20 protein-coding genes, 19 tRNA genes and 2 rRNA genes are annotated in these 22,863 nt (G+C 38.2%); 7 read left to right on the top strand and 34 right to left on the bottom strand.

Translation table 11 applies throughout. From position 1 onward, the window contains the following. Positions 1–53 precede the first annotated feature (53 nt). The 9 genes from ltaE to ACFYKT_RS08710 form a co-directional block, all read right to left on the bottom strand. Entirely contained in the window at positions 54–1,097 is a 1,044-nt protein-coding gene (gene ltaE / locus ACFYKT_RS08750) for a low-specificity L-threonine aldolase (RefSeq protein WP_389218383.1), read from the bottom strand. Positions 1,098–1,216: 119 nt separating this feature from the next. Then, complete coding sequence (locus ACFYKT_RS08745) at positions 1,217–2,239, bottom strand: ornithine cyclodeaminase family protein (RefSeq protein ID WP_389218381.1); 1,023 nt, start codon at positions 2,237–2,239, stop codon at positions 1,217–1,219. Positions 2,240–2,354: 115 nt separating this feature from the next. Continuing rightward, positions 2,355–3,515 (bottom strand): NAD(P)/FAD-dependent oxidoreductase, encoded by a 1,161-nt coding sequence (locus ACFYKT_RS08740; protein ID WP_389218378.1) that lies wholly within the window; start codon positions 3,513–3,515, stop codon positions 2,355–2,357. 48 nt (positions 3,516–3,563) lie between these two features. Then, the gene (locus ACFYKT_RS08735; RefSeq protein ID WP_389218375.1) at positions 3,564–4,886 is read right to left on the bottom strand and encodes a TRAP transporter large permease; all 1,323 of its coding nucleotides are present in this window, start codon (positions 4,884–4,886) and stop codon (positions 3,564–3,566) included. Then, the gene (locus ACFYKT_RS08730; RefSeq protein ID WP_389218373.1) at positions 4,886–5,398 is read right to left on the bottom strand and encodes a TRAP transporter small permease; all 513 of its coding nucleotides are present in this window, start codon (positions 5,396–5,398) and stop codon (positions 4,886–4,888) included. Before ACFYKT_RS08730 ends, ACFYKT_RS08735 begins: the two co-directional genes overlap by 1 nt. Before the next feature lie 61 nt (positions 5,399–5,459). Continuing rightward, positions 5,460–6,629, bottom strand: a complete 1,170-nt coding sequence (locus tag ACFYKT_RS08725) for a UxaA family hydrolase (protein ID WP_389218370.1) — start codon at positions 6,627–6,629, stop codon at positions 5,460–5,462. After that, positions 6,626–6,940 (bottom strand): UxaA family hydrolase, encoded by a 315-nt coding sequence (locus ACFYKT_RS08720; RefSeq protein WP_389218368.1) that lies wholly within the window; start codon positions 6,938–6,940, stop codon positions 6,626–6,628. Before ACFYKT_RS08720 ends, ACFYKT_RS08725 begins: the two co-directional genes overlap by 4 nt. Before the next feature lie 34 nt (positions 6,941–6,974). Further along, entirely contained in the window at positions 6,975–8,027 is a 1,053-nt protein-coding gene (gene dctP / locus ACFYKT_RS08715; protein ID WP_389218365.1) for a TRAP transporter substrate-binding protein DctP, read from the bottom strand. A 32-nt stretch (positions 8,028–8,059) separates the two neighbouring features. Beyond that, positions 8,060–9,124: an NAD/NADP octopine/nopaline dehydrogenase family protein gene (locus ACFYKT_RS08710; RefSeq protein ID WP_389218362.1), complete on the bottom strand. Its 1,065-nt coding sequence runs from the start codon at positions 9,122–9,124 to the stop codon at positions 8,060–8,062. Positions 9,125–9,337: 213 nt separating this feature from the next. Between ACFYKT_RS08710 and ACFYKT_RS08705 the strand changes: the two genes are divergently transcribed. The 7 genes from ACFYKT_RS08705 to ACFYKT_RS08675 all read left to right on the top strand — a co-directional run bounded on the left by ACFYKT_RS08705 (position 9,338) and on the right by ACFYKT_RS08675 (position 16,889). Then, on the top strand, positions 9,338–10,060 hold the full coding sequence (locus ACFYKT_RS08705; protein WP_389218359.1) for a FadR/GntR family transcriptional regulator: 723 nt from the start codon (positions 9,338–9,340) through the stop codon (positions 10,058–10,060). A 321-nt stretch (positions 10,061–10,381) separates the two neighbouring features. Then, positions 10,382–11,536, top strand: coding sequence for a pyridoxal-phosphate-dependent aminotransferase family protein (locus ACFYKT_RS08700; protein ID WP_389218356.1), 1,155 nt, complete (start codon positions 10,382–10,384; stop codon positions 11,534–11,536). A 137-nt stretch (positions 11,537–11,673) separates the two neighbouring features. Further along, a complete protein-coding gene (locus ACFYKT_RS08695; RefSeq protein ID WP_389218353.1) occupies positions 11,674–12,942 on the top strand; it encodes an MFS transporter in 1,269 nt (422 codons plus the stop codon). 1,082 nt (positions 12,943–14,024) lie between these two features. After that, positions 14,025–14,516 carry a sigma-70 family RNA polymerase sigma factor gene (locus ACFYKT_RS08690; RefSeq protein WP_389218350.1) on the top strand — a complete coding sequence of 164 codons (492 nt, stop codon included), beginning with the start codon at positions 14,025–14,027 and terminating at the stop codon, positions 14,514–14,516. Between the two features lie 531 nt (positions 14,517–15,047). Beyond that, positions 15,048–15,575 carry a competence protein ComK gene (locus tag ACFYKT_RS08685; protein WP_389218347.1) on the top strand — a complete coding sequence of 176 codons (528 nt, stop codon included), beginning with the start codon at positions 15,048–15,050 and terminating at the stop codon, positions 15,573–15,575. Between the two features lie 212 nt (positions 15,576–15,787). Next, entirely contained in the window at positions 15,788–16,663 is an 876-nt protein-coding gene (locus ACFYKT_RS08680) for a hypothetical protein (RefSeq protein ID WP_389218344.1), read from the top strand. Positions 16,664–16,715: 52 nt separating this feature from the next. Then, entirely contained in the window at positions 16,716–16,889 is a 174-nt protein-coding gene (locus ACFYKT_RS08675) for a hypothetical protein (RefSeq protein ID WP_389218341.1), read from the top strand. Between the two features lie 148 nt (positions 16,890–17,037). Here the strand turns inward: ACFYKT_RS08675 and ACFYKT_RS08670 are convergent, their stop codons facing one another. The 25 genes from ACFYKT_RS08670 to ACFYKT_RS08550 form a co-directional block, all read right to left on the bottom strand. Then, on the bottom strand, positions 17,038–17,292 hold the full coding sequence (locus ACFYKT_RS08670) for a hypothetical protein (RefSeq protein ID WP_389218338.1): 255 nt from the start codon (positions 17,290–17,292) through the stop codon (positions 17,038–17,040). Positions 17,293–17,451: 159 nt separating this feature from the next. Continuing rightward, positions 17,452–17,613, bottom strand: a complete 162-nt coding sequence (locus tag ACFYKT_RS08665; RefSeq protein WP_389218335.1) for a putative holin-like toxin — start codon at positions 17,611–17,613, stop codon at positions 17,452–17,454. Positions 17,614–17,941: 328 nt separating this feature from the next. Next, entirely contained in the window at positions 17,942–18,325 is a 384-nt protein-coding gene (locus tag ACFYKT_RS08660) for a hypothetical protein (protein WP_389218332.1), read from the bottom strand. Between the two features lie 746 nt (positions 18,326–19,071). Next, complete coding sequence (locus ACFYKT_RS08655) at positions 19,072–19,449, bottom strand: hypothetical protein (protein WP_389218329.1); 378 nt, start codon at positions 19,447–19,449, stop codon at positions 19,072–19,074. A 355-nt stretch (positions 19,450–19,804) separates the two neighbouring features. Then, positions 19,805–19,878 (bottom strand) — tRNA-Arg (locus ACFYKT_RS08650). A 144-nt stretch (positions 19,879–20,022) separates the two neighbouring features. Further along, positions 20,023–20,096, bottom strand: a tRNA-Ile gene (locus tag ACFYKT_RS08645). Positions 20,097–20,230: 134 nt separating this feature from the next. Next, positions 20,231–20,304 (bottom strand) — tRNA-Gly (locus ACFYKT_RS08640). A gap of 10 nt (positions 20,305–20,314) precedes the next feature. Then, a tRNA-Cys gene (locus ACFYKT_RS08635) sits at positions 20,315–20,388 on the bottom strand. 9 nt (positions 20,389–20,397) lie between these two features. Then, positions 20,398–20,472 (bottom strand) — tRNA-Gln (locus tag ACFYKT_RS08630). 31 nt (positions 20,473–20,503) lie between these two features. Further along, a tRNA-His gene (locus ACFYKT_RS08625) sits at positions 20,504–20,579 on the bottom strand. A 6-nt stretch (positions 20,580–20,585) separates the two neighbouring features. Continuing rightward, positions 20,586–20,669, bottom strand: a tRNA-Tyr gene (locus ACFYKT_RS08620). 27 nt (positions 20,670–20,696) lie between these two features. After that, positions 20,697–20,769: transfer RNA gene (locus tag ACFYKT_RS08615), tRNA-Phe, on the bottom strand. Between the two features lie 187 nt (positions 20,770–20,956). Next, positions 20,957–21,030: transfer RNA gene (locus ACFYKT_RS08610), tRNA-Asp, on the bottom strand. Between the two features lie 3 nt (positions 21,031–21,033). Then, a tRNA-Met gene (locus ACFYKT_RS08605) sits at positions 21,034–21,107 on the bottom strand. A gap of 24 nt (positions 21,108–21,131) precedes the next feature. Continuing rightward, positions 21,132–21,224 (bottom strand) — tRNA-Ser (locus ACFYKT_RS08600). An 8-nt stretch (positions 21,225–21,232) separates the two neighbouring features. Further along, positions 21,233–21,308 (bottom strand) — tRNA-Ala (locus ACFYKT_RS08595). A 29-nt stretch (positions 21,309–21,337) separates the two neighbouring features. After that, a tRNA-Pro gene (locus ACFYKT_RS08590) sits at positions 21,338–21,414 on the bottom strand. Between the two features lie 4 nt (positions 21,415–21,418). Further along, positions 21,419–21,495, bottom strand: a tRNA-Arg gene (locus tag ACFYKT_RS08585). Between the two features lie 32 nt (positions 21,496–21,527). Continuing rightward, a tRNA-Gly gene (locus tag ACFYKT_RS08580) sits at positions 21,528–21,602 on the bottom strand. Positions 21,603–21,707: 105 nt separating this feature from the next. Further along, positions 21,708–21,792: transfer RNA gene (locus ACFYKT_RS08575), tRNA-Leu, on the bottom strand. A gap of 10 nt (positions 21,793–21,802) precedes the next feature. Further along, positions 21,803–21,878, bottom strand: a tRNA-Lys gene (locus ACFYKT_RS08570). 283 nt (positions 21,879–22,161) lie between these two features. Continuing rightward, a tRNA-Val gene (locus ACFYKT_RS08565) sits at positions 22,162–22,237 on the bottom strand. Between the two features lie 33 nt (positions 22,238–22,270). Next, positions 22,271–22,345: transfer RNA gene (locus ACFYKT_RS08560), tRNA-Glu, on the bottom strand. A 44-nt stretch (positions 22,346–22,389) separates the two neighbouring features. After that, positions 22,390–22,506: ribosomal RNA gene (gene rrf / locus ACFYKT_RS08555) — 5S ribosomal RNA — on the bottom strand. 184 nt (positions 22,507–22,690) lie between these two features. Beyond that, a 23S ribosomal RNA gene (locus ACFYKT_RS08550) occupies positions 22,691–22,863 on the bottom strand; the annotation flags it as partial.

The following is a 22,863-nucleotide window of genomic DNA, read 5'->3' as shown; positions in this document are numbered from 1 at the left end:
GGACGTTTCTGGTGTTTCTTTTAGAAACACCAGAAACGTCCCCTTATTTTCAATTAACTATTTATATTATTATTTGAAATAGCTCTAACAGCAGCAATTGCCTTTTCAATATGTTCATTTGTTATTCCCCTATGAGTAACAAATCTAATTCTGCCTGGTCCAAAAGTGTTAGCTAAGACACCAAACTGATTTAATTGATTAATAAAATCTTCAGCTTTAATCTCTAGCCCCTTAACAGATATAATAACGATATTGCTTTCTACTCCATAAGCATCAATATCGATCCCATGAATAAGCGATAAACTCTGAGCAAGATATTTTGCATGATTATGATCCTCTATCAATCGGTCAACCATTTCTTCTAATGCCACTATTCCAGCTGCTCCAATAATACCCGCTTGTCGAGTTCCCCCGCCTAACATTTTTCTCCACTTTCTGGCTCTTTCTATAAATTCCTTAGAACCTACTAATATTGATCCCATTGGTGCACTTAATCCTTTTGATAAACAAAATTGAACAGAGTCTACATATCTTGCAATATCCTTTACATGAACTCCTAGACTAAGTGCAGCATTAAATATCCTGGCCCCATCTAAATGTATAGGTATCTGATACTGTCTTGAAAGATTGTAAACCTCCTCCATATAACTCAAGGGCAATACCCTTCCACCTGAAAATGCATGAGTATTTTCTAAACAAATTAGTCCGGTCTTTGGATAATGGATATCATTCCCCCTAATAGCCTGTGATATTTCAGAAATAGGCATTTGTCCATTAGTTCCTTTAATTGTCCTAGCCTGAACACCAGCAATTGTTGAAATTCCTGCTGTCTCATAATTAAAAATATGTGAATACTCCTCCAAGATTACCTCATCTCCGCGTTGAGTATGGGCTAACACAGCAACCTGATTACCTTGTGTTCCACTCATTACAAATAACGCAGATTCTTTCCCTAATAACTGAGCAGCCAACTGCTCCAAACGATTTATAGTAGGATCCTCCCCGTAAACATCATCTCCAACCTCCGCGAAACGCATAGCATCCCTCATCTTTTCAGTTGGTACTGTAACGGTATCACTTCTTAAATCTATTGGCATTTAATATCCCTCCAACTTCATCTTATAAAAAATAAAATTAAATAAGGGAACTGCTATGCAATTCCCCAAAAACTTCAATAAATAAAAATATTTTAATAATGAGAATTCCCAAAGTTCCCTTAGCTGTGTTGGAAATTGGGAGTCTCTACAAATTCAAAAGATCCGCCAATGTTTTTCTCTTTGGCTTTATCTAATACATACTTTGCAACGGCCACATCCATCGCACCAGTCCCAATCGGAACACATACAATACGCTTGGATTCAGGTGATATGACTTGTTTAGCACTAATTGAAAGCTCTCCTATTGTTGCAAATATGGATTCTTCACTAATTTCATTTCTTTTAGTTAATTCATTTAGCACTCCTCGATGCAAACATTGTTCAACATGGTCAACAATAATATAATCAGAATTCAATATTAAGGAATCTTCACACTCCTGATAGGATCCCATTGGAAATACAACTGTTCCAGGTTTAATCCATTCATCTTTTAAAAATGGCTCTTTTGATTGAGTAACACACACAATTGTATCGGCATTTGCGGCTTCTTCAGGTATACTAGCAACTTTAATGTCTCCCTTTACAAAGCCTTTCATTTCCTCCGCGAACTTTTTACTTGCCTCAATATTAATATCATAAACAATAAGCTCTTCTATATCGAATAGTTCTGATATCGCCATTGTTTGCGTTCGGCCTTGCATACCCGCGCCATAAAGCCCCAATGTAATTGATTTTATATCCTGCTTAATATACTTTAATGCCACAGCCGATTGTGCTCCAGTTCTTAAATTTGTAATATAAGCTCCATCCATTGCTCCAATGAAGTTTCCTACCTTTGGGTCAATTAGTAAAATTAGCGAAGTCACATAGGGAAGTCCTAATTCTCTTCTTTTTCCTAAGAATCCGCCTGCCCATTTAATCCCAGCAATATCTAACCATCCTACATATGCAGGCATTGCATTCATAAATCCTTCGTAATCGGGATATTCAACTTGTTCCCCAAGGTCTAATAACACTTTTGCCGGATTTATAGTTGTACCCTTTCCATAATCCTGAAACGTCCTATCACATATCTCTACTACTTCTTTCATAGTGATTAAGCTTTTAATATCATTTTGGTTTAATAAAGTTGTATTTTCCATTTTATCCACCCCGTAAATTATTCAATATATTAGGTTTTCAAATGTGTAAATCCTTCGTTTTAACCCCATCGTAAACTACTATAAATATTAAAATACTTAAATACTATTCAAGGCTTTACCCCGGAAAATGACGAATGGCACCATCATTAATCCCATCAACGCTAAATGGCCGTTCAATTGTTAGTCCATCGATAGATATAGAAAGAGGCTTCTTTTGGACAATTTCAGAAATTACTTGTCCAACCCCTGGAGAGAGTGTAAAACCATGTCCGCTAAATCCGGCAGCAAGTATATAACCTAAAACCTCAGGAACTTCGCCTAAAATTGGAATATCATCTATACAATGTGCTTCGGCTCCATAGTATGTAAAATCTATTCCGTATTTTTCCGCCTCAGGGATAATTGATATAACAGTCTCCCTTTGTTGATTTAAACTTTCTTCATTGAAAACTCCAGAGTATTCGTCTGGTCCAGGCTTAGTCGAATATCCGCCGCCTGCTCTGATTCTCCCATCAATTGTCTGTTTAAGCGATATTTTCGTTTCCTTTGCACTAATTGTTGGGCCGGGAAGAATTAACGGTGCTGCATATGTTGCAGACATTTGATGACGGAAGGTCTTAATTTGCGGTAGAGATAAATTTAATGTTTCATGTATTTTTGGTGCCCATGCACCTGCTGCGTTAATGACTGTACTGCAGGGCATAAAACCTGAACTAGTATTTACCCCAATCACTTTATTGTTTTCCGTTTTTATTGAATAAACCTCGATACCGGTGACAACATCGGCCCCGAGTCTTCGCGCTGCGGAAGAAAAAGCTATGGTAGTCAATAATCCATTTGCCTGCCCACCACTTGGATAAAATATACCTTTTGTGTATAAGGGAGAAATACAAGGGATGAATTCTTTCAATCCATTTTGATCAACAATTTGGGCAGGAATCCCGCCTTTTTCATCCTCTTTAACCTGTTCTTGGAGTACTTCCATGCTATATCGGTGATCATATAACATTATTTGACCAGTTGAGATATATTCTAGGTCGGCCCCCAGCTCTTCCTCCAATGTTTCCCATCGGAGAACGCTTGCCTTTGCTAATGATAATTCTCTAGGATCTCGATTATTTAATCTGATTCCACCAGCCGAGGCTCGGGATGCTGCCCCTTGATTAGCAATACTGCCTTTTTCCAATTGTTTTACTTTTACTCCATCCCGAGCAAGATGATAGGTTATAGATGAGCCTATAACACCCCCACCTATAACAATTACTTCTGGATTCATTTTCTCTCACCTTTCTTTTCCGAGAAATCCTCATTTCCTAAATCTAATTTAGTATCCAAATAGTCTAGGTAGGAACATGGATAAAGGTTCCCAAGCAACTGTCAAAATTAATACTGGAAGGTAAGCAAACAGGATAAACATAAAGGTTGGTTTTAATACCTCACTGAACTTTGCCTTCCCAACCCTCATACCAAAATAAAGAACACTTGCATACGGAGGTGTAACACCGCCCATAGCTAGATTTACACACATAATTGCTGCAAAATGAATTGGATCAACCCCATACTGTACAACTAGTGGCAATAGAAGTGGTGCACAGAGTATGATTGCAGTCGTATCATTAACAATCATTCCTACAAATAGGAGGAAGAGACTTACTAATATCAAAATAACCGCTTTGCTTTCTGTAATACCCATAAAGATTTCAATCAATTGCTGTGGAATTTTTAGTTGAACATAGGTTTGGGCAAGCAACAGGCAAAATAGAATCATAGCCATTATGGCGCCAATAGAAGAAGTTGATTCTTTAAAAACCTTATAAAGCTTTACTCTTCCTAGCTCACGATAAACAGCAATTCCGATAATCATCGCAAATACTCCAGCAACAGCGGCTGCTTCTGTCGGAGTAAAAACGCCGCCATAAATACCTCCAAGGATGATAACAGGCATTAAGAATCCCGGAATAGCGCCTAAAATAACTTTTAAATTTTTCTTCTTTTCTATTGGATCCATCTCTATTTTGTTTTCTATAGCGGCTGCTACTTCAATGTTTGCTGGCAATGCCTTTCGGGAATATACTACATTAACAATTGAGAATAAAATCATAACTAAGATCCCTGGCCCAACAGTTGCAAGAAAGGATCCCAATACCGAGGTTCCAGTCACCCAACCGTATATAATAAGCGGTACACTTGGTGGTATTAATACCCCTAAAATTGATGACACACTTACTAATGATGTGGCATATCCTCTTGTGTACCCTTGTGCCATCATTTGTGGAATCATAATTGGCCCTACAGCGGCAATTCCCGTAAATGAACTACCGGAAATAGCTCCTAACAACCCACATGCCATAACTACTAGTACCCCAATAGCTCCCTTAATCTTACCTACAAGTAGATTTACAGCATTTAATAACCTCGGTGCAATACCACTCTCCGCAATAACTGAACCAACTAGAATAAACAGTGGTCCAGCCAGTAGAACTGGCCCAATCATCTGATTAAATCCCCATAACATTAAACTGTTGATCGGGATATCGGCAAAGATAACCATAAATATAAGGGCCGCCCCAAAACAATAGGGTAGTGGTGTACCAATAAGCAATAATGCAAAAAGTAGCAGGATGTTTAGGGCAAATATGGTTAACATTATTGAACACTCTCCCCTTGCTCCGAATTCCCTTTAAAGATTAATGATTTCATGTTTTTTATAAGATCGGATATAGAATAGATTGACATGAGCAATAGGCCAATAAAAAGAGCAGATTCTGCCAAAAACATTGGTACTGAAAGTAAGGCACTTAACTTCCATATTTTTAATGAGTATTGGAAATAGTCAAAACACCAATAAGTTAGTATAATCGCTATAATCACACTTATAACATTCTTGATAAAATGAATAGTCCTCAATACCTTTTGACTTTTAATAAAAACATCAGCAATATCTACAACAATATGACTTCTTTCCTCTGAGGCATTTGCTGCACCTAACATATAAAGCCAAATAGTTGGAAATAACATCAATTCCTCAATTCCCATTAAAGGCAAATTAAATACATATCTAAGCAAAACCTGAACAAAAATAAGCGCTAGCAATGAGAATAGAACAATAACACTAATAATGTTCTGTAATGCTACTAACTTATTGATAACACTCTTCATCCAAACACCCCCACCCAGAAACGTCTTTTAAAATAGGGCACTTATTACGTGCCCCTTTTACTTAAACTACCTTTCTTTTTGGCTCTCTTGGTACAACAAATTCAAAGTTTTCATTAATTTCCGATTTAGTTTGTTTTCCACTTGCAACCTCTAATAACAACTTATATAACTCTTCTCCAGTTTCTTCAATCGTTGCTCCTTCTAAAACCACACCTGCATTAAAGTCTAAAATACTATTTAACTTTTGATACGATTTCGGATTTCCTGTAATTTTAATTAAAGGCATAACTGCATTACCAATCGGTGTACCGCGTCCCGTACTAAATACAGTTACATTTGCTCCTAAAATCGCAAAACCCGAAGTGCTAAATTGATCCGGACCTTGAACTCTAGAATCAACAATCCATAATCCGGGATAAGGAATTTTATCTTCTAATTTTAATAATCCCTGAATTGGTGAGGATCCCATTTTTTTTATGTTCCCCATTGATTTTTCAACAAGTGTAGTAATACCGCCTGCTTTATTTCCAGGTGTTGGATTTATTTTTTCAATTGTTTGCCCATAATCCTTTACAAAATCAGCCCTTAATTCATCAACCATTTGAAAAACTTCTAAACCTACCTCATGCGAAACGGCCTGTTCGGCAACAATATGTTCGCTTCCAGGGAACCCAGCAACTTCAGACATCAGCACAGACCCACCATTTTTCACCACTAAATCTGTCATTCTTCCAATAACAGTGTTTCCGGATATCGCCGTTGTCCAATCGGATCCACCACATTGAACACCTACTACTAACCCTTCAACGGAGCATTCATCGCGTTTTAATTCTGAAGCCTGTTTTTGGAGCTTCTCCACTAACTCAATTCCTTTTTGTATCGCCTCGGGAGAACCGCCTTCATCTTGGACCCTAACAAATTCAACGGGTTTTCCTGTAGCCTCAATTGATCTAATTAAGGGTTGCGAAGAAGTCTGCTCGCATCCTAGCCCTACCACTAAAACCCCTGCGACATTAGGATTTTTTCCAGCTGAGGATATAGATAATACCGTCCTTTTGTGGTCATCTTTAAACTCAACGCATCCCTGCTCATGGTTAATTGCAATTGCACCAGTTTTTTGGGCAATTTTGGATGATATTGAATTCACACATGAAACTGTTGATATTACAAGTATATAGTTTCTAATACCTAACGTACCGTTTTCTCTCATGTATCCTTGCATAGTATTCATGATCTTATACTCTCCCCTTTCTTCATAAACTTTTCTTTATTCTGAACACATAGTTGCTCAGTAATGTCTTCTACATTATGAATATGTACATGTTCGCCGATCTTTATATCAGTAATCGCCTTTCCAATAGGAACGCCATATTTAATTACCATTTCGTCTTTTTTTATATCTTCCATAGCAATTTTATGGCCTGCTTGTATATCTTGAAGGGATTGGACTTCATTATCTTCAACTATTAGGATGTCTCCTTGTTCCGTATCTAGTACCACCACTGCTACATTATCACTTTTGTCAATTTTTATCGCTCTCATTTCTCCATTCCTTTCCTAGCAATTTAAATAACTATTAATTAATACCTAGCTCTTTTTTTATCTCTTGGAATGTATCCCCATACTGACCTTCGATCTTTGGCCATACTTCTTTTCTAACCTTATTTGCGTATGCTTTTATTTCTTCCTCGGTGAAGTCAATAACTTCAATTCCTTCTTTTTCAATTAATTCATCATATTTTAAATCCTCTTCTTCTGCCTGTTTAAATGCACTTTCTTCTAATGAAGCTGCAATTTCCAGCACTGATTCTTGATCTTTATCCGCTAGTTTATTCCATACATCCTGGTTAACTGTAAGATAATGGGCTTCAAAATGTGTTCTTAATGGCATTACATATTTTCCAAGCTCTCTGTATTCGTTATAGTAAAGTTCAGTACCACCACCAACAGTCCCTTCAATTACACCAGTTTGCAGTGCAGTGAAGATTTCCGATGCAGGTAAAGGAGTAACGGTAAAGCCAAGCCCTTTCCCAAATTCCTCGAATGACTTCATTCCTGGCACACGAATTTTAACATTCTTTTTAGAATCAGGATTTTGGGGATCATTTGGTTCTTTTGCTAGAAAAACAGACCCAAAGTATTGTGGATAGACTGCTAATAGCTTTATATTTTGCTTTTCTAGTTGAGTGGAAATATAATCATTTATTACTCCACCTTTTCCATAAAGTTTTTTTGCCTCTTCCCAATCCGAAACTAGATATGGAACAACTGCTACTTGCAGGGTAGGGTCAACGTTTGTTCCAACAGAAGCCAGCTGCATTTCAATTTCCCCCATTGATATACTCTCTTGTACTAATTGATAATCCCCTAATTCTGCATTTGGGTATATTTCTATTTTTAATCTTCCCTCTGTTGAAGCTTCAACATCTTCAGCAAATTTCTTTGCAGAGATGTCCGTTCTTGTATCATTTGGTCTGATATGATTTAGTTTCCAAACTAATTGATCTTCCCCGTCACCTTTACTGGAGCTCGTTGTATCATTTCCGCCACCAGAACACGCCGATAAAAGAACAATGATTGAAATGGTTACCATAAAAAGCATAAAACTTGACCTTTTTCTTTTAGTCATTTTTTGATTTCCCCTTTTTTATGGAATTTTGATTACGAAATTACATGCATTAGTTCCTCAAGGTGATTTTTAATACCGAGTTTTTCTAAATTTCTTCCTTCTTTCCTGTAATCTTTCCTAAGTAAAGAATTTGCTGTTTCTATAAATGACTGAGTGACTGGCATTTCGATGCCCAAGAGTCTGCCTATATTTACAAGCGGGACCAACCCACACGGAACATCCTCAGTAAGAAAACGAGAATCTAATGTTTTTGGTGCTTTAATGCCTATATATGATTCGTTACAAGTTAGCGCTTCATATATAGAATCAGCCTCTATTCCATAGGCCTCATACTGCCATTGCAATATAGAGGTTAAATCTACTCCTAAAGCCTTTCCAATGGATAGTCTTTCTTCATCCATTTGTTCCATTACATTTGCTATACCCTTTGTTATACCTTCACTGTAATAATCAAATGACTGTTGGCTTTCAATTCTTCCTGCATTCAGTAATGTCGGCACAGGATGAACCATAGCCCCAAGATTATTTAGGCTGGTATAAAGTACATTTGGCCTAGCACGAAATTGCGGGAAAATATCTTTAAAAAGATCCACAACTTCCGATGCCTTTTCAGATGGGATTGACGCTATGTCCATTACTCTTTTTATACCTGAAACATTAACCTCTCCTACAGAGACTGCTCTACAGCTAAATAGCAAATCTTGTGTTTCTGCAATAACGGGTATGTTTAAACAGCCATGTTGTATAATGGTATGTAAAAATTCTAGTGCACCACCCGTATGCCCTGGATTAAGGATGACGATTTGATTTTTTTGTAGAAAGGGAGCTATTTCTTGTGCTACTTCCATGTGAGCGTCTGCTGTAGTAACCACCATGATAATATCTGTGTCTTCAATTACTTGGTGAACATCAGTAGTAACAAGATCTAAACTTGCCTCTCCCACCACTTTACCTTTTAATTTGATACGGCCTTTTTCTTGCAGCGATTTAATTAGTTCACCATTTTTATCTTGTTGTTTCACAGAGTAGCCTAACATGGACAGATATCCAGCTATACATTGCCCCCCATTACCTGCCCCGATTACTGCGAAATTCATAATTTCCTTCCCCCCCTCTTTTTATTTATCATATTAAACTCAGATTGTCTGTTTGTCTACACCTTTATTAGAAAATTTAGTAATTTTAATATATTTAGAATTTAATTATCTGTTTGTCTGACAATTAACTTGTATAAAATATAAAATCATGAAATAATAGATTAAGGAATATAAATTATAATTTTCTGAAAACAATATGTGGCGGGTGGAAAAATGAACAATCTTCCGAAATTATCTAGACTTACTTTAGTAGACAGAACTGTTGATGTATTATATCAACGAATTCTTAACGGAAGTTTAAAACCAGGAGATAAATTACTTGGTGAGGTGGAAATGGGAAAACAGTTAGGGGTAGCAAGAACAACTGTTAGAGAGGCCTATTCCCATCTTATTGGGCTAGGCATAGTCGAAAGGAAAGAGAACGGCATTTTTGTTGCTACTGAACCTAATTCCATAATAGATTCAAAGCTTTCCTCATTTATTTTAATGAATTGGGAATTAAAGCAGTTTTACGAAGCTAGGAGAATATTAGAGTCTGAACTAGTCACCTTAGCAGCTGAAAGAGCAACACCTGAGGATATTAACAGGTTAAATGATATTAATGAGTACTTTAAAGAAAATGGAGTTATAGCTGATGATTATTGGGAATATGATAGAATGTTTCATCTTGAAATTGCAAAGATAGCAGATAATGATATTTTGTATTCAATGTATAAATTACTCATGGAATTCTATAAAAAGTTTGAAAGTGATATTTATAAATTGAATAAAAGTGGGGTTCGAACCCCTTATATCACACATAAAAATATCATTGAGGCAATTGCGAACAACAAACCAGTGCAAGCAAAGAATTTAGTTTACGAAATGTTGTCATCGGTGGAAAAGGATTTGGTTAGACAGAAGGTAAACGAAAAGCTTAATCCTGATAATAAATAAATTGAAATTTACTCGAACTTTTATTCATACTCATATAACTGATATTCTTCATTTATAAAGGGTATTGTGTGACACATAACAATATCGATTAAGGGAAACATGAGAACTGTCCCCGGTTAAAAAAAGTGAACAGGCATACATTCCTGTTCACTTTTTTCTTTCTCTTAAAAAATGATCTCCAATTTAATTTCGATACTATTATTCAAGGGAAACACAAGAAACGTCCCCATGTTTCATAGTTTAAAATAAAAAGAATAATTAGACAAATTAATCATTTTATAGTTAGATATAGATAATTTAACAGGAAAGGGAGGCAAAGGAATGTATACAAATATTTTACGACACCCTGGACCTACACCAATACCTCAGAAAGTACAATTAGCAATGGCACATGATATTTATAGCCATCGTAGTGGGGAGTTTGTTGAACTATATCGCGAAACGACCAAACGTTTGAAACCACTGTTTGGAACTAAGCAAGATATTTTACTTTTACCATCTGGCGGAACCGCGGCGTTAGAGGCTGCAGCAATCAATACAGTTTCATCAGGAGAAGATGTAGTGGTTATTACTGTTGGAGCATTTGGTGATTACTTCGTTGGAATTTGTGAAAAATATGGCTTCAACGTCCACAAGCTTGCGATTGAATGGGGAGAGGCCTGTACGGAAGAAGCGCTAGTAGAGTTCCTCAAGCCTTTGAATAGCATTAAGGCTGTCTTTGCTACATACAACGAAACATCTACTGGCATTATCAATCCGATCGAAAAATTAGCTAAGGTTGTTCGTACGCAGACAGATGCACTATTTATTGTAGACGGAGTTAGTTGTGTTGGCGGTGCGCCAGCAGAAATGGATGAGTGGGGGATTGATATTCTAGTAACCGGCTCACAAAAAGCAATGATGCTCCCCCCTGGTCTTTCCTTTGTTAGTGTCAGCGAAAGAGCATGGAAAGCGATTGAGAATAATAAGACTCCTTCATACTACCTAAATCTATCAAGCTACCGCAATTGGGCAGAAAAAGGCATGACGCCAAATACACCAGCGATTACGCTAATATATGGTCTAGCAGCTGTCCTTGATTTAATTGAGGAAGAAGGCTATGAGCAAACGATTGCTCGACATGCTCTCATGAAGGATATGGTCAGAGCAGCGATGAGATCTTTAGGCATCGGACTTCTTACTAGTGATGAATACGCTTCACCAACTATTACGACCATTCTTACCCCGGAAGGATTGGATCTTGGTGATTATCTAGGACACTTGAAAAATGAATACCATCTGGATTTTGCTGGTGGGCTAGGTCATTTACAAGGAAAAGTCTTTAGATTTGGTCACATGGGCTATTGCTTCCCAAGCGATATTCTTGAAGCTGTCTCTTTAATGGAGGCTGGGTTACAGGACTTTAACTACTCGTTTGAGTCTGGTGCAGGTATCAAGGCAGCACAAGATGTATTTTTAAGCAGAAAAAAGAGATAAAGATGTACACGGGGACGGTTCCTGTGTTTCATCCAAGCAACAACAATCACTTTCATTAAATATTGTGCGTTCCATTACAACTTTTGATTAAAGGAAACACGAGAACCGTCCCCTTGTTTCTTGGAATGGAGTACAACATGAATAAAAATAATCGCCTTTACTTTGGCTGGTATATTGTGGTCGCTGCTTCTGTCATTGTGTTGCTGACAACCGGAATGAGGATGGGCATCGGTCCTTTTGTAAATCCGATTATGGATGATTTGGGATTATCGCGAACGGAGTTTTCGCTTATTGTTTCAGCTGGTATGATCGTTTATGGGCTTGGCATGCTGCTAGCTGGGATTCTATTAAAATTCTATAATACCCGTTTTGTGTTATTGGTGGGGTTAGCCATTGTATGTATTTCGATTGTATGGACTGTTAACTCCAAAGGGATGCTTTCATTCCTGCTTTCATATGGAGTTTTTCTGTCGATCGGACTTTCTTTTCTAAGCAGTATTTCGTTATCGCCGATTATTAGTAAATGGTTTGTTCGTCAAAGAGGGAAGGCACTTTTTTATTTAACGACCGGAGGAATGGCCGGTATCGCCGTTATGACACCAGTTGAAACATGGCTAATTGACCTTATCGGCTGGCAGAATACCCTCTTACTATTTGGTGGAATATTTATTCTGCTTGTCCTTCCATCAGCTATTTTTATTATGAGGGAAGATGTTCCGGATGAGGCTGATGGCATGGGTCATGCGAGTGGGGAAATAAGCCGGGAAGAACCAGCCATCACATTTAAAAATGCATTAATGACAAAGGCATATTGGCAGATTGTTTTTGGATTATTTGCTTGTGGATTTGGAATGAATCTATTAGGTTCCCACGGGATGCCGATGTTAATGGATCATCATTTTCCACCTATGACTGCTTCGTTTGGGGTGGGGATGATCGGGGTTGTCGCTATCATTGGCACATTGTTTTTAGCTCAGCTTGCGGACCGTTTTCCACGGAAGAATCTTTTATTTATCATCTATTTTGTTCGTGGACTTGGATTTTTCGCCTTAGTTTTATCAGCGAATGCCTATCAGCTCTTCCTCATTTCTTTTATTGGAGGATTGGTATGGGCTGGTTCCGTTGCGATGTCCACAGCAATTTTAAGTGACTTATATGGAGTTCGCTTACTTGGAATGTTAAACGGATTCGCTTATTTTGTTGGGCATCAAATCGGTGCAGCCATCGGTTCATTTATGGGAGGATGGGGATTCGAAGTGTTCGGAACTCACTTCATTTCCTTCGGTGCTGCAGGAGTCCTTGCCATCCTTGCCAGCTTTGCATCGATCACATTACCTAAAAGTCTATCATTTTCCAAACATGGGGACGTTTCTTCTGTTTCATTTAGAAACACAAGAGGATTTTGAAATAGCTAAAGATACTATTTCATTAAAATGTATGGAAAATCTAATGTTTAGAAACATGAAGATGTTTTCGAAACCATTGAAGTAATTAAGAATTGAAACAATCCGTCTTTAGAAAATATTTAATCAATCGTTTGATTAAATGTCTCCGTGTGCTGATATTTTGGTTAACTAACCGAAAATAGTCTAGCACCACGGAGGCATTTTATTTTTTATAGAGCTAGGAGAATGAGCCTATTCCCTCCCCCTAATTAATCCTAGATTCCCCTCAAATCCAGTAAATTCCTGTTCACTTTCCCGTTTCTTCTAAATAACCATCCTCAAAACTACTTGGACACTATACAAAGAGAAACACAAGAAACGTCCCCTTGTTTCTAAAGCGACGGGTGCCCCATATATAACGGAACCTGAGTCCGCTTAGAAATTTAACGGTCACCCATTCCGCTATTTATATAATATCCACGATCTTCCCGATACTAGCGGACACTAGTTCCGTTAATTGATCATAATCACACGAATTTTACTCTCTCAAACACCTATAGCGGAACTTGAGTCCGGAACTTTCACAAAATAAGTATTTTTTTATGAAATAGCGGAACAGCAGTCCGGAAATATGGAGACGGTTCCTGTGTTTCATCAAAGCAATTACAATCACTTTTATTAAATATTGTGTGCTCCATTACAACTTTTGATTAAAGGAAACATGAGAAACGTCCCCATGTTTCCTTAGCATTTTGGACTTTGGTTCGGTACTTTTCAAGTGTAAAAATTTTCTATATTCCTGAGTCATCACTGTGACCTTACCTTATAAATCCCCATTCACTTTTCCCCTTCTCTTTACAAGTCATCTTCACCCCACTCCCATACTATTCAAAGAAAACACAGGATTTACCAATAGGGTGGAAACACAAGAAGCGTCCCCATGTTTCCTTCAAAGGGCGCTTTTGATGCTAGTTTTTGGGAGTTCAGGTTTGTTATTGGCTTTAAATTTGGTTTAGGGCTGTTCGCTGGTTCTATTGTATTTGAGTATGGTGTAGCTAACCCGGGAATACATGGCAATGCGCGCTTTTGCGAAGGGATTTCTCATGGAAAGCTTTGAACAGATTTCTAGTCAATATACGCCGATGATTTATAAGATTATGTCGACTTTGAGTATTTACAAAAATAAGGATGAATTTTTCCAGGCTGGCTTGATTGCGTTATGGGAGGCGTATGGACAATTCGATGAAGAAAAGGGGAACTTCACGAGTTACGCTTATTCTTATATTAAAGGACGACTGCTGACGGAATTGTCGAAAATAAGTAAACATGTCGAGAGAATGACGCCTGTAGAGGATGATTTCTGGGATCAAATCGAAGACGAATTCAGCGTCTGCTCGATGGATGAAGAGATCTTGCTGTCCTATTGTCAGGCTGGTGAACTGACGGAAAACCAAACAAAATGGGTCCTTTATACATTCTTGAAGGAGCTAACCGTCACAGAAATTGCCGCTAGCGAGCAGGTCTCGCCTTCCGCTGTGAAAAGCTGGCGTTCTGGTGCGAAGGGAAAACTGCGTAAGGCGCTAAGTACCCATTAATCATTCTTACATAGGAGGCAAGGCATGTATTCCCTTGCTTCCTATGTAAATCGCCATTTGTCATAAGTATGTAACATTTGCTTTATACATAATTTTATTTCTAATAAACCTTTGTATATCAATAGGTTGACCTGTTTAAATCGTTCCATTTTAAATTTCTTCATATAATAACCACTACCAATTTCCTCCCAGGGAAACAAATAGGAACTACATATCCTTTAAAATTTTGTCATAATATGGTTCAATAGTCTTAAAAAGGTGGCTATTTTCGGAAGATTGCAAATCAAGTTACATAGAACCTGCTTTAAATCCACTAAGAAAAACAAAATTTTTATCACAGGAGGATCTTGCCGATTATTACTCTCGACAAAAAAGGTTAGTTTTCTAGAAAACAATTGGCAAGCCGCTTCTCGGCACCACTAGTTCTCTCGCAGAAGGATTAGCATTAGACTCAACAGTCCTCATAAGAGAAATGGAAGATAATGTACTAAAGTAGATTATAGGCATATACCTGCTGAAGGAGTTGATTACTTGTTTATAATATCCCGATATATTATCAGGAAACAGCTAATGCGCATGAGTGGTTTTTATGACCGCAATGGAAAAATGTGCACACTCGTAGAAGAAACAAGGAAAACCTTTATTGTCGATAAATCCCCTTTAGAAATTCTTGACGATAGTATTCGCAAGATAGGCTATAATCTAAACGGCGCTATGGAGACCTCCAAGCAGCTGTTAGGCAATGTCTATCATTGCCCCGTTCTCGTCAATCCTATACAGCGAATTGTCTTATTCCCAACGAGATCAGCTCTACATGAGGAATGCAGCTGGTTTAACCCCGTTCACACAAAAAGAACATCAAGCCTCAACCGAAAAACACACATCATGTTTAGTAACGGCAAAACCTTTAACTTCCCTGCGAAACTATCTTCCTTCAATAATAAAATTAAAAGAGCCGAGCAGCTAGAAGAGATGACACGGGATTCTATTTTCATTATTTGGGATGAACAGCTTTCTCTAGTTAAGAAACGAAAGAATAATAATAACCATTTGCCTTAGTCTTATATTCGCTCATGTCTTTTAGCCCGCTATCATTTCTATTATAAAATAGTCCCTTTTTTTTTAGTAGAGGGACGGTTCTTGTGTTTCATATAGAAACACAAGAACCGTCCCCATGTTGCTAAGTGTGTCTTTTAGGGGAGTGACAGGCTCCCATACCTATATGATATAATCGAGCTTATTTATTACTCTATTTTAGGAGATGTGAGAAGGTGGACTACCTAATTGGTGATATTCTTAAATCGTTTCGTGAATTTAAAAACTTTTCTATTGCTGAGTTAGCAGATGGGATCTGTACTAAAGATGAGTTAATTTCATTTGAAAAGGATAAAGTATATCCACGCCTTGATACCGTTTATAAATTAGCAGCACGACTCAATATGGATGTTTCATACTTCTTCAATGTAGTCTCAGAGACGACAATAAATTATTCCACTGCTGTTATGCTACTAATTGAAAAGTACAAAAGAGAACGTGATTATCACGCAGTTTACAACATTATTAAGCAAGAAATGGAAAACCCCTTGTTTGGAACACCGGTATTAACACAATATCTTAAATGGCATGAAGGGATATGTATCTTTTATATACATAAAGACCTAGAACAGGCAATAAGTAAACTAAACGAGGCTATTTCAATCACTAACCCGTACAGAGTTAGTTTGGCTGAGAGGGAAACCGAGATATTATGTAGTCTAGGAACTTTATATTATGAGATTCAAGACTATAAAAGTGCTCTCTCCACTTATTTAGAAGCACTTATCAGTTTGGATAAACTCCCTCACATCCTTGATTCTAAAGTGAAAATAAAAGTATTATTTGGACTGTCTCAGGTATTTACTGAATTAGGGAGATTTGAAGAATCATTGATCTATTGCCAAAAAGGAATAGACCTTTGTATTAATGAAGAATCTTTGTATTGTTTTAATGAGTTTCACTATCAAATGGGCGAAAACTATGTAAAATTAGGGCAGATTGAAAAAGGAAAAGAATATTTCGAAGAATGCCTTCACTTATTAAAAATAGAGCAAAAGACCAAACTTTTAGAAATTATAGAAAAAGAAATAGATAAAGTTCTAATAGAATGATAATATGGAATTATTAAACAACAAATTAAATAATAGAAAAGAGGTTCTAAGTATGAAGAAGATTATTGTAAAAGGTGCTTTAGGTTTAGGAATTTTAAGTATGGGATTCTTTAGTACTCATATCGATGCACATGCTGGTTACCCTACACAACACAGCATTGACATGAACAAAGCAGAAATCGTACAACCAGGTATTGGAACTTTTGGTTATCCTACGCAACATTAATTAAATGAACCATAAAGAAGTAAAATGAGTTCAGTATTGTACTGGACTCATTTTACATTTTGCCTTCATCCCCCTACTTTACTGAATTAAACTCTATTAACTTCATTTACACATCCACTTGTCCCCTCCAAGGTTTCCCATGTGTTTTCTAACCCCTCTTTTTAAACAGAATAATGTTTTCATTATTTTTATAATCATTGTGAATGATTACTTGCCAAGTATCTATTTGGATTTCCATGTTTACAGTTGTATTTAAGGGGTCATCTGATAAAGTCCGAATAGCAGATACTATTTTTCTTATCGTATAATAAGAGCCATTTTCCTTATCTTTACTTATAATTCCAGTCGATTGTTTAAGTTCTTCTCTTAACAAGGCAGTTAAATAATTGACTGCTTCCATCATATTTCTTCCCACCTTAAAATACTGGCTAACGAAAGTACATATCATGTATAATGAATATAGATAATATATATGATAAAAAATGACCGAGCACGGTAATGCTCAGTCAATGCAACTACATGCCGCATGAAGAGCGGCTGACCAGTAAATATTGAGGTTTAGCTAAAAGAAGTTGACTTCCCTACATTCTTTGGTCGAGAGCGGAGGGAGCCACTTCTTTTTGCTATTGGTGACGAGTGCGATCATTGCTACTAATGCTGTTAAAGCTGTAGCTAGAAAAATGCCAAATTGTATTAGCATATTCATTGCTTCGTATGTCACCATATTAAGCATCCCCTTTCATATAGGGAGTACCAACCGCCCATCCACTTTATGTAGTTGCTACCTTCATAATAGCACATCTACCACCGAAATCGAACATTCATTCCCCTCCCTTTATTTTCTATATTATTTTCATTTAAAAAGTTTATCATTACTGAGAAAAGACCCTAGGGGTTCAATGTCAATGAACTTGTTTTCATTAAAATTTCAAACCGAAATCGAGTTCGGTATGCTAACTATACTTTTGATCTGCCTAATTGATGGATTCACTTGTGTAACTTCTCTGTGAAACAAGTTATTTCGGGGCGTCACTGTGACATTACCTATCTTCCTATTCAACAATTAATAATTTATCCTCCTTTATTCTAAAATCGCCATATTTTCTAGAAAGCACTACCGTTTTTACTGCATTTTTTTCATTAGCAAATACTAATAAAAATCGATCCTCAATTACATCAATGCCTCCATTATCACCTTTAAATTGAATGTCCATTGAATCTTCAATCATTTCATTTGATGTATAAGGACCAAATGCTTCGACTGAAACCCATTTGAAATCCGTCAATGTTTTTAAATCAATTTGCGTTTCTCCCTGCTCGATCAAAGAATGTATATCCTTACTTAAACTAGTATCTTGATTCGCTCTGTTCCAAAATAATTCAGCAAATAAAATGATAATAGCAATAATTAAAATGATATAAACTATTTTCTTCATGAATGCCTCCATCAAATATAATCTAATGACTATAATTTTAACATTTTGTAAAACAAGATTTTCCGGGGTGTCACTGTGACCTTACCTTTAAGTATGGTTTATATAAAAGAAGTAAATTTGACAGGAATATACCAAAGAAATGATAAATAGAATCGAACTTAAAATCTTCTGAGTATAATTACCTTTGTTCGTTTTGTATCTATAAAGTAGCCAGTACCAAATAAGAAGCAGTATTATGGATGTTCCAAGAAACATCCATGACGGAGCAGGTTCTATCGGTGTGGGAAGCAAGGTTGTTAGAAATAAACTATACACTGTAAAAATACCCGAAAGGTATAAACTGATAAATTCCCAACTTTTAGTCTGACGAAAGAATTGTATCTTATCTGGATTTGCATTAAGAATAAACCATGTGTAACCACTGATCCACAACACACTGAAAACAAAAGGGATAAATAAAATTAATGTGTTAATTTCCCCAACAAACCCCGCACCAAATATCACGAAAAACGATGCAAAAGAGAAGATAATAAGGGCGATGAAATAACCCAAATGAATAAACACTACCTTCACAATAATCACTTTCCTTTCGAGATTTGGGATAAGACCGTTGTAAATTTGTTCAATCTGAATGAAAGAGGTTTCAATATTCAGCTATCCTACCATTGACTTCAATATCAAAGGTTGCGATCTTCTATTTAGAGCAGCGCCTCCATTAATCGAACAAGTACAATCTACTTTTCTAACTAAAAATCTTGCCCAACAATAATTCTCCAATCCTTTTCTTGCTTTTGGATTGGGAATGTAAGTTCATTTAAGTTTCCATCAAAAACCATTTCAACAGTGACTTCGAATTCAGTTTCATTAACTTTTTTAATCTCTATAATTTTTGTATCAGTAATTTCTTCTTCAATATTTGAATACTGTTTTTTTTGCTCAACTTTATCAGGAAACCTTAAATCATCAGTATATTTTACCATTGCTGATATATCCTTTGTTTCTAGTGCTCCTAAATAATCGTTTACAAGACCTGTTACTTTGTCATCCGTTGTTATACTTGCATCTGATGAACAACCCGATAAAACTATTAATGTTAAAATTCCTGAAACTATTAACTTTCTCATCCTAAACATCCCCTTAAAAGTACTGTTATGTAAAATTATACCATAAGCCTCGTTCCATTAATGGGTGCTTCGTTATTATTATAATCATACATAAATTGTAAATTACTCTTTATCACATCTAAATTTGCTTAGTGTGTGATATCACTTTTTATTGGTTAGAGCTATATTGGACAAAGGTCCTTTGTTTAACTTCAGGTTCTGATCAACTATATAGCCCTTCGCTGAATTGACACTACATTAATTCCTCAAGATCCTTGCAGGAACATTCTTTGGACGGACAAAAAAAGGATAGCCAACCATCTAAACGTACGATGGTTAACTATCCTTTCTCATTTAAAGTAGATTATTTCTTTTACGCGCCTTAGAGGATTCGAACCTCTGACCGTACGCTTAGAAGGCGTATGCTCTATCCAGCTGAGCTAAAGGCGCATTATATTATATATATGTATATGGCGGAGAAGGAGGGATTTGAACCCTCGCGCCGGTTACCCGAACCTACGACCGATCGGTTAACAGCCGATTGCTCTACCACTGAGCTACTGCGGAACAAATGAGTATTAATTATATATTGGATGGGCCTAAATGGACTCGAACCATCGACCTCACGCTTATCAGGCGTGCGCTCTAACCAGCTGAGCTATAGGCCCCTTTTATTTGTCTAGTTTCGGCTCCTAGCTTTTCGGCCGCTTCGATCTGTTCCCACAAATCCAAAACCAGGATTTGTATGACCAGCTCTTTCCACCGTCTCTCAAAGCTGAACAGTCGCCTACACATTTCATTTTGGAGCGGGTGAAGGGAATCGAACCCTCGACAACAGCTTGGAAGGCTGTGGTTTTACCACTAAACTACACCCGCGATTTAAAATTGGAGGCAGCAACCGGATTTGAACCGGTGATAAAGGTTTTGCAGACCTCTGCCTTACCACTTGGCTATGCCGCCTCAAAAAAATGGCTGGGCTAGCAGGATTTGAACCTACGCATGTCGCAGTCAAAGTGCGATGCCTTACCGCTTGGCTATAGCCCATTGAAGTATTATCATATTCAAAGTATATAAATGGGGCGGCTGATGGGAATCGAACCCACGAATGTCGGAACCACAATCCGATGCGTTAACCACTTCGCCACAACCGCCATAAATGGTGGAGGGGGGCAGATTCGAACTGCCGAACCCGAAGGAGCGGATTTACAGTCCGCCGCGTTTAGCCACTTCGCTACCCCTCCATATTCAGAAAAAAGTATAAAAAAAGATGGCTCAGGACGGAATCGAACCGCCGACACAAGGATTTTCAGTCCTTTGCTCTACCGACTGAGCTACTGAGCCGTATAAAGTATTGTTTCCTAACTTATGATTACAGTGTAACCTTTGTTCCAAAGCTCTTCGTTCTTTGTCACAGATAGCTATTCAAGGATGTAACGCTTCGGACTGCTATCTGCTCTACCGACTGAGCTACTGAGCCACACAAAAACTATATATATCAACAGTAGTAAACCTGCTGGGATAAAAATAACGGTCCGGACGGGACTCGAACCCGCGACCTCCTGCGTGACAGGCAGGCATTCTAACCAACTGAACTACCGGACCAGATTGCGGGGACAGGATTTGAACCTGCGACCTTCGGGTTATGAGCCCGACGAGCTACCGGGCTGCTCCACCCCGCGACAATAATATTTTATAAAACAATATGGAGGAGGAAAGGGGATTCGAACCCCTGCGCGGTTTGACCCGCCTGTCGGTTTTCAAGACCGATCCCTTCAGCCGGACTTGGGTATTCCTCCAGATGTATTGGTGGAGCCTAGCGGGATCGAACCGCTGACCTCCTGCGTGCAAGGCAGGCGCTCTCCCAGCTGAGCTAAGGCCCCGTATTTATATTAATTTTCAAAACTTCGGCTGGTCGGGAAGACAGGATTCGAACCTGCGACCCCTTGGTCCCAAACCAAGTGCTCTACCAAGCTGAGCTACTTCCCGTATATGGCGCGCCCGAAAGGAGTCGAACCCATAACCTTCTGATCCGTAGTCAGACGCTCTATCCAATTGAGCTACGGGCGCATATTTGAAAGTGGTGCCACACTGGCAAGTACTGGAGCGGAAGACGGGATTCGAACCCGCGACCCCCACCTTGGCAAGGTGGTGTTCTACCACTGAACTACTTCCGCGTAAAATTATATTAATTTTCTTATTAAATATAGATTGTAGTCTAACAAATGCTCTAAATTCCTTCGGCATTTATCGCAGATTGAGTCTCTTCGAGACGGTCAATCTGGTGCGGGTGAAGGGAGTCGAACCCCCACGCCTTGCGGCGCTAGATCCTAAGTCTAGTGCGTCTGCCAATTCCGCCACACCCGCAATATTAAAATGGTGAGCCATGAAGGACTCGAACCTTCGACCCTCTGATTAAAAGTCAGATGCTCTACCAACTGAGCTAATGGCTCGAAACAAAATTTTGTTCTCTAAATCTTGATAGCAGTGATACAGATGTTCCAAAGCCCTGCGTTCTTTGTCACAGATTGCTATTCAGGGAAGCAATGCTCCGTACTGCAATCTGCTCTACCGACTGAGCTAATGGCGCGTTATTAAATGTAGTTTCCTAAAGTTTGATAAGCTTAAAACCTGTGCTCAAAAATTCTCGCGAATTTCCTCGCAGATCGCCGCTGAAGCTTAGTCATAGATGTTAGCGATCCTCTACCAATTGAGCTAGGCCGGCATAATAAATTATGGTGGAGGATGACGGGATCGAACCGCCGACCCTCTGCTTGTAAGGCAGATGCTCTCCCAGCTGAGCTAATCCTCCAAATTACACAATATACATATTAAGTATATCAAATGGTGACCCCTACGGGATTCGAACCCGTGTTACCGCCGTGAAAGGGCGGTGTCTTAACCGCTTGACCAAGGGGCCAATAAAATAATATAAGACGAAAAAAATAGCCCAATTAGGGCTTAGCCTGGCGGCGTCCTACTCTCACAAGGGGACAGCCCCTAACTACCATCGGCGCTGAGAAGCTTAACTACCGTGTTCGGGATGGGAACGGGTGTGACCTTCTCGCTATCGTCACCAGACTATTTTTAGTTGAAGAATTATTCCTTCAAAACTAGATAACAGACAGACAAACATCATTTTGTCTAGCTACGGCTCCTAGCTTTTCGGCCGTTTCAATCCATCCCTACAAATCCAAAAGCGGGATTTGCAGTGCCGGCTTTCCAACGTCTCTCAAAGCTAAACAGTCGCCTTCGCCTTTCGTTTTTGGTTAAGTCCTCGACCGATTAGTATTTGTCAGCTCCACGTGTCGCCACGCTTCCACCTCAAACCTATCAACCTGATCATCTTTCAGGGGTCTTACTAGCTTGACGCTATGGGAAATCTCATCTCGAGGGGGGCTTCATGCTTAGATGCTTTCAGCACTTATCCCTTCCGCA

This window comes from Cytobacillus mangrovibacter (assembly GCF_042865275.1).
Taxonomy (GTDB): Bacteria; Bacillota; Bacilli; order Bacillales; family Cytobacillaceae; genus Cytobacillus; species Cytobacillus mangrovibacter.
The sequence above is the reverse complement of the archived record's forward strand: the minus strand, read 5'-3'. Positions and strand labels throughout refer to the sequence as shown.